This window comes from Candidatus Methanogranum gryphiswaldense (assembly GCA_019262145.1).
In the GTDB taxonomy this organism is placed as follows: Archaea; Thermoplasmatota; Thermoplasmata; order Methanomassiliicoccales; family Methanomethylophilaceae; genus Methanogranum; species Methanogranum gryphiswaldense.
In genome coordinates, this window is sequence record CP076745.1 from 1155690 (window position 1) to 1168832 (window position 13143).

13 protein-coding genes are annotated in these 13143 nt (G+C 43.1%); 8 read left to right on the forward strand and 5 right to left on the reverse strand.

Annotated features, from left to right (window positions below):
- Window position 1: 1 nt before the first annotated feature.
- Window positions 2-652, reverse strand: a complete 651-nt coding sequence (locus tag KRP56_05905) for a cobalamin-dependent protein (protein ID UAL08482.1) — start codon at window positions 650-652, stop codon at window positions 2-4.
- Between the two features lie 384 nt (window positions 653-1036).
- On the opposite strand from KRP56_05905, the gene KRP56_05910 reads away from it, so the two are divergent.
- The 8 genes from KRP56_05910 (at window position 1037) to KRP56_05945 (ending at window position 10310) form a co-directional block, all read left to right on the forward strand.
- Window positions 1037-1987, forward strand: coding sequence for a deoxyhypusine synthase (locus KRP56_05910; protein ID UAL07363.1), 951 nt, complete (start codon window positions 1037-1039; stop codon window positions 1985-1987).
- A gap of 11 nt (window positions 1988-1998) precedes the next feature.
- Complete coding sequence (locus KRP56_05915) at window positions 1999-2997, forward strand: hypothetical protein (protein UAL07364.1); 999 nt, start codon at window positions 1999-2001, stop codon at window positions 2995-2997.
- A gap of 103 nt (window positions 2998-3100) precedes the next feature.
- Entirely contained in the window at window positions 3101-5041 is a 1941-nt protein-coding gene (locus KRP56_05920) for a hypothetical protein (GenBank protein UAL07365.1), read from the forward strand.
- Window positions 5041-5976 (forward strand): NADH-quinone oxidoreductase subunit H, encoded by a 936-nt coding sequence (locus KRP56_05925; GenBank protein ID UAL07366.1) that lies wholly within the window; start codon window positions 5041-5043, stop codon window positions 5974-5976. Before KRP56_05920 ends, KRP56_05925 begins: the two co-directional genes overlap by 1 nt.
- Window positions 5977-5985: 9 nt before the next feature.
- Window positions 5986-6645, forward strand: a complete 660-nt coding sequence (locus KRP56_05930) for a hydrogenase (protein ID UAL07367.1) — start codon at window positions 5986-5988, stop codon at window positions 6643-6645.
- Window positions 6642-8111, forward strand: a complete 1470-nt coding sequence (locus KRP56_05935; protein UAL07368.1) for a hydrogenase 4 subunit F — start codon at window positions 6642-6644, stop codon at window positions 8109-8111. Before KRP56_05930 ends, KRP56_05935 begins: the two co-directional genes overlap by 4 nt.
- Window positions 8111-9568, forward strand: coding sequence for a hydrogenase large subunit (locus tag KRP56_05940; protein ID UAL07369.1), 1458 nt, complete (start codon window positions 8111-8113; stop codon window positions 9566-9568). Before KRP56_05935 ends, KRP56_05940 begins: the two co-directional genes overlap by 1 nt.
- 7 nt (window positions 9569-9575) lie before the next feature.
- On the forward strand, window positions 9576-10310 hold the full coding sequence (locus KRP56_05945) for a hypothetical protein (protein UAL07370.1): 735 nt from the start codon (window positions 9576-9578) through the stop codon (window positions 10308-10310).
- Here KRP56_05945 and KRP56_05950 read toward each other — a convergent pair.
- The 4 genes from KRP56_05950 to cobS form a co-directional block, all read right to left on the reverse strand.
- Window positions 10304-10693: a universal stress protein gene (locus KRP56_05950; GenBank protein UAL07371.1), complete on the reverse strand. Its 390-nt coding sequence runs from the start codon at window positions 10691-10693 to the stop codon at window positions 10304-10306. The two genes, KRP56_05945 and KRP56_05950, sit on opposite strands and share 7 nt — an antisense overlap.
- A 212-nt stretch (window positions 10694-10905) precedes the next feature.
- Entirely contained in the window at window positions 10906-11391 is a 486-nt protein-coding gene (gene ybaK / locus KRP56_05955; GenBank protein ID UAL07372.1) for a Cys-tRNA(Pro) deacylase, read from the reverse strand.
- Between the two features lie 113 nt (window positions 11392-11504).
- Entirely contained in the window at window positions 11505-12107 is a 603-nt protein-coding gene (locus tag KRP56_05960) for an NTP transferase domain-containing protein (GenBank protein ID UAL07373.1), read from the reverse strand.
- The gene (gene cobS, locus KRP56_05965; protein UAL07374.1) at window positions 12107-13138 is read right to left on the reverse strand and encodes an adenosylcobinamide-GDP ribazoletransferase; all 1032 of its coding nucleotides are present in this window, start codon (window positions 13136-13138) and stop codon (window positions 12107-12109) included. The genes KRP56_05960 and cobS overlap by 1 nt, the downstream gene beginning before the upstream one ends.
- Between the last annotated feature and the right edge of the window lie 5 nt (window positions 13139-13143).

The window sequence follows — 13143 nt, forward strand, 5'->3', positions numbered from 1 at the left end:
GTCAACACTTGCTGACCTTCAATGTCTTACGGACCAAAGCTACTATCTCCGAACCATTGGCCGAATATCCATCTGCTCCGATCTCGTCCGCCCACTGTTGACTGCAAGGCGCACCGCCGATCAATACTTTGGCCTTAAGATCCTCATTCCTGACACACTCGACGAGTTCTTTTTGAGCGACCAATGTCGTTGTCATAAGAGCCGATGCCCCGATCGCGATAGCATCTGTCTTCTTTGCTTTCTCAATGAATTCATCGGTCGTCTGGTCAGAACCGATATCGATGACATTGTACCCTGCACCGCGAAGCATGGCACAGCAGACATCCTTTCCGATTTCATGTATGTCTCCCCTGACGGACCCCATTATTATGTTGCCCATTGAAGATGTCTCACCAGCCTCCATGTGTGGCTCTAAGATACCGATGGCCAATTCCATGGCCTTGGAGGCGGCGACCACTTGAGGAAGGAATAACTTAGCCTCATTGAACTGCTTACCGATCGTTTCCATTCCTGCACCCAGGCCGTCCCTGATTATCTCTACAGGAGGAATGTTCATTCTGATAGCTTCGTTGACTGCATCTTCAGTCAATTTCATGTTCCAAGTTTCAACTGACCTGACCAAATCTGCCATTACATCTGCCTTATTCCTCATCACTCCTCCGCCCAACGGCTCAAAAGCACAATGACTGCTCATCTGCTGCATGTTCATACTCTTACAATTCATCGAAGTCACCTCTCTCAATTTATTTTCCATCCCGAGATCTAATTTTGTCATGATCGGATATGCACCCAATTCGTGATTGATTAGACGAATGTCTAATACTATATATATATTTTTGAGTAAATGTCAAAAATTGTTGATTATTTTAGTTAATACCTCGTAAAAAATTAACATAATATATACATATGTACAGTAAGAAATCAAAAAATCCAACGACTGATTTTCAAAACAGGACCGAGTTACAATATATTCGTAGCAGGCGAATTGTATATAATGGAGGAAGACTTGGATAGGCCTATACAGAGTTGACTCTACATGGCCAAGGCAAAATTAGAGCTTATACCAGTTGAAGATATCAAAGTAAGCAAAGGAATGACTGTCGACGATATGCTGAAAGCAATGGGGCACGCAGGCGGATTCACAGCCCAAAAACTTGCTGATGCAACAGATATCGCTGAATCGATGATTAAACAAAAGGATTGTTTGAAGATACTTTCATTCCCTGCATGCATTATGGCTACAGGTACTCGCGGCGTGATCGTTGACATGGTGAAAAACCACATGGTCGATCTTATCATCACAACGTGCGGGACTCTCGATCACGACCTGTCTAGAACCTTCGCCAACTATTACAAAGGCGACTTTATGATGGATGACGCAATGCTGAGAGATGAATACGAGATAAGTAGACTTGGAAATGTCCTTGTACCTGATTCTTGTTATGGGTTGGTCCTTGAAGATAACCTTCTGCCGATGTTCGATGAGATATTCAAAGACACTACTTCACTCACGACCCATGAGATCATCGATCAGGTCGGATCAAGACTCAATAACGAAGACAGTCTGCTGTATCAGTGTCACAAGAACAAGATACCAATTGTTGTCCCTGGTATAACCGACGGATCGTTCGGATGCCAATTATGGATGTATTATCAATTCCACAGAAAACTTAGAATCGATCTCTTCGGCGACGAACAAATGCTGAGCGAGATGACCAATGAAGCAAAGAACACCGGAGCGATCATAATCGGTGGTGGCATTTCCAAACATCACGTAATCTGGTGGAATCAATTCCGTGGCGGACTTGATTACTGCATTTACCTAACCACAGCAGAGGAATATGATGGTTCCTTGTCAGGAGCACGCATAAGGGAAGCGGTCTCTTGGGGCAAAGTAAAAGAAGATGCTAAGAAGATGACCGTAGAGGGAGATGCAACAATAACTCTCCCGCTGATATATGCAGGACTGGCCAACAGACTCCTGTAAGGGAAATTCATATGGCGAAGAGGATCTTAGCTCTCCCCGGTGACGGAGCCGGACCAGAATTGATATCGTCTGCAACATCGGTGATCGGTGCTGCAACGCAGGAAGTAGACATAGTCTTCGGAGATATCGGAACAGCTGCGTACAAAAAAACAGAACGTTACCTCCCTCAGGAAACCATGGACCTTGCTGTTGAGTCTGATGCTATCATCGCCGGAGAAGTAACGAAAAGACCTAACGATATCAGGTATCGCGACCCGTTAAAGGTCCTCAAGAAACAACTTAATCTTTATGCCATCATGAGAAAATTCTATCCACTTTGCGACCGCATAGGAACGAAGGGCGTAGACCTCATGATCATGACAGGCAATCCTGATTCCTTGCTGAATATCATTGAAAAGGAAAATCTGGACGGTGTGGTCGCTGAAAAATTCATTTCCAGTGATAATTGCAAAAATCTTTTCAAACTGACAATGAAGATGGCAGAGATCAAAGGCAGACACAATATAATGTGTGCACACATGTCAGAAATGTTCCCTTTCTCAGATGGGATGTTCGTAGACCTCTTTTACAAGGAATTGGCAGCATCAGAATTCATATTGAACGATGAACATGTAGACAGCATAGCATCGAAATTGATTTTAGATCCAGCATCTTTGGATGTACTGGTCTGCACAGATATCTATGGAACCACTCTTGCAGGTATCGCCGCAGGACTCGTTGGCGGTGCACACCTCACACCTGTGGGCAGCATAGGTAACACCCAGGGAATGTTCGAACCGATGCGCAGACCTGCACTCGATACGGTCGGTGGTATTGTCAATCCGACATCGGCCATTCTTTCAGGGGCCATGGCCATGGATCAGATAGGTATGCCGCGCATAGGTGAGAATATTAGGATCGCGGTAAGGACTGTCTACAAAAATGGTGATGTAACACCAGATGTAGGCGGAAAATCAACCGCCAAAGAATTTACCGATAGCGTGATCAAGGTTCTGAAGAATAATTCTTGACCTATCAAATAGAAAACATTATTTAGGGAAAGACCTAACGGCGTTTTAATGAAATGGAAGCAGGCATGCAAGACAGCAGCAGTGATCCATCAGGTGATCGTGATTGATACAACCTGAATTATACATATGTGTGCTTTTTATTCCTGCGGTCATCGGCGCCGCGATTTCTTTGATACCTTCAAAATCAAAGATCGTTAAAACTTTAAGCATGATATTCTGCGCCATCTCTTGTATCGCAGGTATAGCTGCATTCTTCGTAGCCAGCGAGCTTTCCTCTACCATTTACGTATTCAAACTGCAATCTCTTCTCGGAGTGTACAGCATTCAGTTCGATCAACTTTCTGCTTTGACCATTAGCTTCTCATCTTTGGTATATTTAATGGTCCTCATACACATGTGGAGATCTGGAACATCATACACCAACAAAATGTTCGGATTGGTCTGTATACTTTTCATTGCCTGTTCTGTAGCCATGTGCGCGAACAGCATCATACTCCTGATGATATCCTGGGAATTAGTCACTCTGACAACCTTCCTCATGACCAAAGGAGCAGATGAGAATTTCAGATGGAAATACTTCGTCATCACTCATTTCGGTGGACTCATTATAATGTCCGTATTTGCTGCAATGTGGTACGTATCTGGAACCGAAATACTATCAGATATGAGCATAGGACCTCTTGTAGGTTCCATGACCTCCGCCGTCATGATACTTTTACTCTTCATAGGATTCGGTACAAAACTGGGACTCATGCCTTTCCATGCATGGATGCCAGATCTATACAATTCCGCGCCAGTGCATTCGGTCGCATTCCTTTCTACAGTCTGCTCCAATGTCGCCATACTGCTTCTGATCAAGAGCTCGTTCCTTTGGATAGGGATACCAGATAACATCACGATGATGTTCATGATACTCCTTCTTGCTTCGGTAGGTGCCATATGGGGGGCAATGGAATCACTCATACAAACAGAACCAAGACGCATACTGGCATATTCAAGTATGGAAAATATGTCCATGGTCATCCTTTGTCTTTCCATGGGAATGATATTCGCAGTAACCGACTTCGACAAGAATCTCCTTCCATTGATACTCGTTGCGGCGATACTGCATACGATCAACCACTCTTTCTTCAAATCATTGATGTTGCTGAATGTGGGCACCATAGAAAATTCGACCGGAGAACACTCCATCAACCGTATGGGCGGACTTGCAAAATTCATGCCGTTGCTTTCAGTGTTCGCACTTGTAGGTACCCTTTCGATGGCCGCCATACCTCCTCTTAACGGATTCGTAAGCGAATGGCTAATGATCAAGACCGTCGTAACTGCAGGAACAGGCGAATCGATATTGAATATCGTACTGCCGCTCATAATAGCAGTACTTGGTGTTTGTGGAACTATGGCCGCAGTATCATATGCCAGACTTTATGGTTTTATATTCCTGGGACGCCCCCGTTCTGAAAGTATGAAGAACGCGAAAAAAATGGACAAGGTCACGGCCCTTCCTCTGTTCATCTTGTCTGGTGCATGCATATTACTAGGTGTATTCGCAATGCCTGTCATATACGCTATAATAAACAGCATCTGTAGCACATTGGGTATAGAATATACCACAGGCAGTATTGTATCAGATGCGCTCAAACCAATAATGATCGCGGTGATACTTGCATCGATATGCATAATCCTATACCTATCGTTCAGATTACTGAAGAAAAATAAGAGAAAAACACCAACATGGGATTGCGGTATAGAACTTGACCAAAACATGCAATACTCCTCCGAAGGATTCACCCAGCCTCTCGTAAAAGTATTTCATCCGATATATGGCGACGAGAGCGAGATAAAAGATGTCATTGGAGGAATGGATACATTCAAGATCAGCTTCTTAGAGCCTTTCTCATACTACATACTCAGACCGATAGGAAGATCCGTAGAATGGCTTTCCCTCAAGGTCGGAAAGATACAGACCGGTAACATCCAATCATATCTGGCATATCTAATGATCACTCTTCTCATAATTCTATTGGGGGTCAGATTCTTTTGATGGAATTCATTGTTACAGCTTTGCAGGCGATATTCCTCATCGCAATATCCCCGCTGATAACGGGAATTATAAGGAAATTCAAAGCCTGGATGCAACACCGCGAAGGGTCTGATATATTCCAGCCATACAGGGACCTCATTAAATTGTTCAAAAAAGATGAGACCATCTCTGAAAGTACGACTTGGTTGTTCCGTTTCATACCTTACATCTGCTTCTCAGCTATGACATTTTTGGCATTCATGGTCCCTGTATTCTTTGTAGAGATATTGGCACCATTTGATGACCTAATAACCATGGTATACCTTTTCACAATGTACAGATTCTGCATGGTCTTGGGAGGGCTGGAAGGAGGCTCTGTATTCGGAGGAATGGGAAGTAGCAGGGAAATGATGATGTCCGTACTTATCGAACCGGCACTTTTACTTTCTCTGATGACCGTATGCGTCCTCAGTGGGGCTGGTACCGATATAAGCAACGTACCAACACTTCTGATGTCTATGGGGATTTTAGCATTCTGCCCGGCACTTTTACTCGCCGCTGCATCTTTCATAATAACCCTTGCTGCAGAGAATGCAAGGATCCCGTTCGATAACCCCGCAACACATCTCGAACTTACAATGGTGCATGAAGGAATGCTCCTTGAATATTCGGGAAGGAGCCTGGCACTTATGGAACTCTCTTCGATGATGAGGCTCACAATATTCATGACAATGTTGGGTACCCTGTTCCTGCCTTGGGGCATATCTATAACCACACAACCACTGGACCTTGTTGTAGGTCTTGTCACAATAGTGGCCAAACTTGTGATATTCTCATTTGCATTGGCCCTACTGGAATGCTCTTCGACCAAATTCAGACTGTTCAAAGCACCGAACCTTCTGACAGCATCGTTCGTAATTGCGTTGCTGGCAATAATTTCGCTGTATATACTGTGAGGGAAAAAAATGGATCCGACACTCTACGAGAATCTTATCGATATCTGTGCAATATGCATGCTTGTAATATCGGTCATGGCAATAGCATCCACGCACATGAAGAAACTTGTACAGTTCTTCGCTGTCCACTCTCTTTTCCTATCCATATTGGCATTCGTTGTCGCATACTATACTGGAAACTATCACATCTACATCATATTCGTACTGACACTTGTACTGAAGGTATTCCTTATCCCAAAATTCCTTGACTACACAATAGAAAAGATAAACATGGAAAAGGAAGTGAAATCCCAGATCGGCATTCCGGGAAGCCTACTGGTATGTTTGGTTCTGGTATTTATCGGATATCTTGTAGCCGATCCCATGCTAGACTCCCTTTCAACAGTTGGAAGAAATTGCTTTGCCATATCACTGTCAATAATCTTCATTGGAATGTTCATGATGGTTTCCCGCAGAAATGCACTTACAGAATCGATTGGACTTCTGTTGATGGAGAACGGACTTTTCTTAGGAGCGATGACAATATCCTATGGTATGCCACTCATTGTCGAATTCGGAGTATTCTTCGATGTCATTATAGCGGTCGTAATAATCGGGATATTCGCATACAGGATCAATCGTACTTTCAACTCCATTGACACATCATTCATGAGGAGGCTGAAAGATTGAGCTATGAAATAGAAGCCATCCTCCTGATACCTCTACTGGCAGCGATACTATGCGGTATCGCCCCCAAAGAACGCTTCATATCATGGGTATCAATAATCCTCTCAGCAGCCGATATGATCATTACAATCGTGATATGCGGCCCTATATTCCTAGACGGGACCACCATACAATACAGTATATGGTACGTTGATGGTCTTTCAGCAATCTTCCTAATGGTAACATCCACCGTGGCATTCATGGTGTCGATGTATTCCCATGGCTATCTCGGGTTTGAAAGAGAAGAGAAAAAACTGACCATGAAGTCTGAAAAACTCTACTATCTCTGCCTGAATCTTTTTGTCGCTGCCATGCTTGCGGTGTTCACCGTCTCATCTGTAGGCATAATATGGATCATCATCGAAGCAACCACCTTGATATCGACATTCCTTGTAGGATTCTATCGTGACGAACAATCAACAGAAGCCTCCTGGAAATATCTGATAATCTGTTCTGTGGGCATAACACTCGCACTTGTGGGTATCTCGCTGGTATACGCATCCGCGGTCGGTGTGATAGGAGATGAGTCATCTGCACTCGATTGGCCTGTGCTGGTATCTGTGGCCTCTCAGTTGGATCCTGTATTATTGAAAACGGCCATGGTGATGATAATAGTTGGATTCGGCACAAAAGCAGGATTCGCACCAATGCATACCTGGTTGCCCGATGCACACAGTCAAGCACCGACACCGATAAGCGCGTTATTGTCAGCAACATTGCTGAACTGTGCACTCTTTAGCATTTTGAGATTCTACATCATCTCTGAAATTGCGATACCTGGATTTGCATCGACGCTCTTACTTATTTTCGGATTTGTATCATTATTCATTGCAGCTATGTTCATACTAAATTCCAAAGACATGAAACGCATGCTGGCATATTCAAGTATAGAACATATAGGATTGATATCTATCGGATTCGGCATCGGGACCTCTGCATCGATATTCGCAGCATTGTTCATGGTCGTGGCGCACTCTCTTACAAAGCCAATATTATTTTTCTGCGCAGGGAATATATTGCAAGAATACAAGACAAAAGACATGACTTTGATCCGCGGACTGAACAAAAATATGCCTTTTACTGCGATCATGCTGTCCATAAGTACTCTGGCAATAGTCGGTATGCCTCCATTTGCAGTGTTCATAGGTGAATTCGCATTATTATTATCAATGATGGGTGCAGGCATGTGGTTCCTTGCAATTTTGATGGTCATACTTTTGATAATCATATTTGCTGGTTTTACACTACATATATACCCTATGCTGACCGGAGAAACGGATAAAAAAACACATGACCCCAAAGGTCTGATACGCGCTGCACCGTTTGTCATTCTCACAACAGCCATTGTAATCTTTGGACTCTTTGTTCCAGAAAGTGTAACAAGTGGATTCAACATGGTGGCAGAAAACATATTCGAAGGTGTGATCTGATGGAAGATGTGGACGTCCAAATAAACGATCTTAGCAATGAGATCTACAACATGATGCTGAACGGTTTTGGACTTGTCTGCATGTACGCCACAGAAAAAGAAAGTGAACAACGCTCGATACAGACCATTCTCAGAAAAGGAGGAAATGTTGTACATATGACGACAATCCTAAAATCTGATAGCTATTCTGCTTTATCTCTTGGTATCCCTCAGATCAGACCATATGAACGTGAGATGCAAGAGATGAGCGGACTCGACCCCATAGGCCTTAAAAACCATCACGGACCTCAGAGACTCCAATGGGGTTACGTGAATGCACATCCTCTCCAAAAAGAACCGCTTCCAAATGAAAGATGTGCCTGTCCGATACCTGGTAACAGAATGTCTGGGGACGGTGTGTTCGAAATACCCGTCGGACCGGTCCATGCGGGAATAATAGAACCTGGACACTTTAGATTCTCGGTCGCTGGAGAACCTATATTGAAAATGAGGACCCATCTAGGATACACATATCGCGGTATCGAAAAACTGATGGAATCCTCGGCATCAGTGGATCGCACCAGAATGGTAGAACGGGTTTCCGGAGACACCTGTGTCGCCAACGCTTTGGCATATGCACATGCCATGGAAGGCGATGCAGAGATCCCCTACCGCGCAAAACTTTTAAGGACCATATTCGCAGAACTTGAAAGGATATATTGTCATTTCGGAGATATCGGAGGAATGGCCTTGGATACTGGATTCTCGGTACCTGCTGCGTATGGTGCAGGACTGAAGGAAAAGGTCCTAAGACTTAACGAACACATCGGCGGTCATAGATTCCTAATGGGAACAATAGTGCCCGGAGGAGTTCGCAGGGACATAACGAACGAAAGTTTAGAAGCAATAGAAAACCGTATTCTCAAAATAAGTTTTGATATAGAGGATCTCATGGATATGCTCACAAACTCTTCTTTCTTCCTGGATCGCGCTGAAACCACAGGTATACTCACTCATGATGATGCTTTGAAATATCGTGCACTTGGACCATCTGCCAGAGCGAGTGGCGTCAAGACAGATGTAAGAAAAGAGGTACCGTATGATGCCTACAAGGACATAGGCATGAGGATAATCTCCCATGATTCCGGTGATGTTTATTCCAGGTTATTGGTAAAAGCAGGAGAGATCGTTGAATCGACCAGTATAATAAACCAATGTTTGGACAAAATGGAAGATGGCCCTCTCAGAACAAAAATAAGAATAAAAGATGGATTCGGCCTTGGTCTTGTGGAAGCTCCGAGAGGAGAGCTCGTTCATGCCGTGAATATCATCAACGGAAAGATCTGGAGATACAGGATCAGAGACCCCTCGTTCATAAACTGGCTTGCACTTGAGATCTCATTACCAGGAAACATAATTCCTGATTTCCCGCTTATAAATAAAAGCTTCAATCTTTCCTACAGCGGAAATGACCTATGAGGTTACCATGTACAGAAAAAGCATTGCTAACATGATATCGAATACAAAACCGTGCGAATCATATCAGATAATGGAAAGCAAGAGGTTAGATATGCCTATGCCTGATGATCTGTGCGATTTGTGCGGAAACTGTGCAAAAGCCTGTTCTGGACGCGCGATCAATGTATCTGACAGATGGTCTGTGGATCTTGGTAAATGCGTATTCTGTCGTGACTGTTATGACGTATGTGAACACATTGTTGCCAACCCCGCTCCCCATTATGCACTTAAAAGAGAGGACCTTATTTTCTTTGCGAAAGAAGAAAAGGATGTTGAAGGCCGTTTGAGCGCAGAAAAAACATGTGGCCTAAAGAATTCGGTCGCTATCAGAGAATTAGATACCGGTTCATGTAATGCATGTGAAAATGAAGCGAATGCCATGAGTAACAAATATTATGACATGGCACGTTTCGGTATTGAGATTAAACCCTCACCCAGGCATGCAGATGCCCTCCTTGTCACAGGACCGATGACGCGTAATATGTTGATAGCTGCAAAAAAAACATATGATGCTGTCCCTGAGAACAAACTTGTGATCGCTTGCGGAACGTGCGCTATATCAGGTGGTCTTTTTGTTGAGGGGGATGTTATTGGAAAAGGAATAAATGACACACTACCTGTAGACATCTATGTGGTCGGTTGTCCTCCAACGCCTAATGGCATCATCGTAACACTTATCAAAGCATTAGGGCTTCGTCATTGAACAACAATAACTGTGCATTTTGCGTTACGAACAACAGCGTCAGACACACTACCAAGAACCGCTCTATCGAAGAATGTTTTATCCGAACGTCCTACCACTATGGCATCACATTCAAACCTCTCCGCAGCCTCCAATATTCCTTTTGCCGGAAATCCAGACCCCATAACGACTTGAACATCTGCACCGCGGTCTCTCGCAACTTTCTCAGCATCACTGAGAAATTCTTCAACCTTTGCAACTTCATTGTCATGGTCTAACTTGTCTTTGGACGCTATATCGGAGAAAATGTAGAGCTTTGTCTTATAAACCATCGAATAACCGATGGCGTATTCCAAAGCCTTTTTCGTATGTTCCATTCCATCATATGCTACCAATACTGACATGCAAACAACTCCGGCCGGGACCGATACTCAGTCCATTATATCACAGTATTTACCAATTTCTAATAGCTAAAAAATTAATCTCACAAAAAAAGACCTATTTGATGATTAATATAATATTTTGTAACTCTGGTAGACAATATTGAATGAAGAATGTTTTAGAAAGAGAACAATTTATTTGGATCTCGTTTGCATTAAAACTGAAAAAACAACTTTCATTTTATCTCACATAAGACAACATCCGCTACAATCGCCCCTGTAGCATCAACAAGATCTTTCGAACCCAAGCATATGGTACATCCTATCCTTCCACCACTTACGTAAACCTTATCATGATTAAAAACAGAACAATCTATTACGATCTTACAAGCTTTTTTTATACCTAGCGGACTACACCCCCCACGAACATAGCCTGTAATCTTATTGATATCCTTTACGGGAATCAACTCGATGAATTTTTCATCCAATGCTTTCGCAACCTTTTTAAGATCCACTTCAGAATTTGCAGGCACTACGATTACACAGTATTTCTCACTCTTTCCTTGGCCCACCAATGTCTTATATGTAACTTCTGTAGGTATCCCCGAAATCTCAGAAGCATGTATTGCGTCGATGAATTCTCCGCATTCATATAGAATTACACTGTATTCGACATGTTGCTGATCCAGTATTCTCATTGCGTTGGTCTTTTGTTCACTCATTAAAAGTAAAATGTATCTCAAATATAAAATATTAAAATCGAAGATGAAACATATTCAATAATAAAAAATCTCAAAACTATATCAATAAATCTTGATCGCTATGTTCAAACAAATTATAAGAACATCTTCCTTGCAAGTTCCAGATCTTTCTGTGTGTTCACATTCACAGCGAATTCCTTACTATCTGTCTGATAAAAAGATTCCATGAGATAATCCCCATCAAGGGTCTTCTGCCTATCCATTATAGATATACCTGAAACCGCCCAATTTTCACCATACCTGCTCATTACGAACGAGGGTTTTATTCCTAAACTTTGAACAATTCTACAGCTCACCAATGCAATGAATGATTCCATCTTTACCGGATCAAATGATCCAATAAATGCGTCTAACATAGGCGTGGATATCAACGGTATGTCGGAAGGACATGTCAGAACGAAATCTCCTCCCATATGAGAGAACGATTGATGAAGATCGTCCATAAAACTCTCCCCTGATGTCCTAATTGTCTCTATTCCCAACGTTTTAAGAAACTTTTCTGTCTCAAGAGTGTTGTCGCTGACAGATACCAGAACCCGATCTATGTATCTTGAATTACAGAGGGCCTCTACGACCCTCTGTACTGATGGTTTGCCCCCTATGATCTGCATGGGTTTCTCTACACCGCATACACCCATGCGGGAACCTTTACCACCAGCATTAATCAAAGCTTGCATCAAAACATTCCAAGTCCAAATCCAGCTATCATCATGAAGAACAAGATGACTGCACGAGATATCTCATTGGTAGCTCCAAGAACATCCCCATTCACAAAACCGATCTTTCTATTTGCAATCTCCGCGATACCAATGCCGGCAAGAACGGAGAATACAAGACCAACCACCAACAATACAAGACACTTCCACATCATGTCTGCAGAATATATCTCAAACCCAGTGATCAGCTGACACGCCCCCCCTCCTATGAGCAGGGCCACAACCGCCAATGCAAATGCGAGAACGGATGATATGATGATGGAATTGAAATTCGTCTTGCTTACCTGCTTTGCGGCCATTCCGTTTCCGGGTTCTCCCCATGCCGCTGCCGCGACCATTGCATTCTTTATCAGCACTTCTGCAGGCCAGAACAACACCACAAGCAAAGTACCCATAGAGGTCAGCATGGATACTGTGATAAGTACCACGATCAAAGCTACACCAAATCCTCCAGCACCGATGGCTGTATCTTTGAGCGCCTTGACGCGTTTCTCTCTATCTCCGGTAGCAACCAACGCGTCACCGAAATCGACGAGACCATCGAAATGCAGGAATTTGCTTACAATATAGACTGTTGCCAGCATCATAACAGATACAACAAATGCGTTGAATCCTATGCCCCAAAGTATAAGGCCCACGATGGCGGCAAAAAGGCCCACAAAAAGTCCTGCGATAGGGGCCAACCAGAAATTATTATCCATCGAATCGACATCGTGTTCATTGACATCTACTCTGATGATCGTGAAAAATGATATCATTGCCTTTAAAGAGCCGAATATGGGTCCTATTGACTTCTTACTGCTGCTCTTCTTCTTTTCACTATCATTCGATTCAGATTTTTCCTCTTTATCATCACTAGTTGACGGTGGAACTGTTTTAACAGTATCCTCACTACTTTCTTTACTTTTACCACCGACAACTACTTTTGGTGTACCCAAGGGTAAGCTTCCTTTAGTATCAACAACATCTTCTGGTTGATTATCTTCAATCATAGTAA

Excerpts from the sequence above, each read along its gene's own strand:
- KRP56_05930 (UAL07367.1), top strand. The coding sequence starts at position 5,986 with ATGGATCCGACACTCTACGAGAATCTTATCGATATCTGTGCAATATGC.
- KRP56_05915 (UAL07364.1), top strand. The coding sequence starts at position 1,999 with ATGGCGAAGAGGATCTTAGCTCTCCCCGGTGACGGAGCCGGACCAGAA.
- KRP56_05910 (UAL07363.1), top strand. The coding sequence starts at position 1,037 with ATGGCCAAGGCAAAATTAGAGCTTATACCAGTTGAAGATATCAAAGTA.
- cobS (UAL07374.1), bottom strand. The coding sequence starts at position 13,138 with ATGATTGAAGATAATCAACCAGAAGATGTTGTTGATACTAAAGGAAGC.
- KRP56_05950 (UAL07371.1), bottom strand. The coding sequence starts at position 10,693 with ATGTCAGTATTGGTAGCATATGATGGAATGGAACATACGAAAAAGGCT.
- KRP56_05925 (UAL07366.1), top strand. The coding sequence starts at position 5,041 with ATGGAATTCATTGTTACAGCTTTGCAGGCGATATTCCTCATCGCAATA.
- KRP56_05960 (UAL07373.1), bottom strand. The coding sequence starts at position 12,107 with ATGCAAGCTTTGATTAATGCTGGTGGTAAAGGTTCCCGCATGGGTGTA.
- KRP56_05945 (UAL07370.1), top strand. The coding sequence starts at position 9,576 with ATGTACAGAAAAAGCATTGCTAACATGATATCGAATACAAAACCGTGC.
- KRP56_05905 (UAL08482.1), bottom strand. The coding sequence starts at position 652 with ATGAGGAATAAGGCAGATGTAATGGCAGATTTGGTCAGGTCAGTTGAA.
- ybaK (UAL07372.1), bottom strand. The coding sequence starts at position 11,391 with ATGAGTGAACAAAAGACCAACGCAATGAGAATACTGGATCAGCAACAT.
- KRP56_05940 (UAL07369.1), top strand. The coding sequence starts at position 8,111 with ATGGAAGATGTGGACGTCCAAATAAACGATCTTAGCAATGAGATCTAC.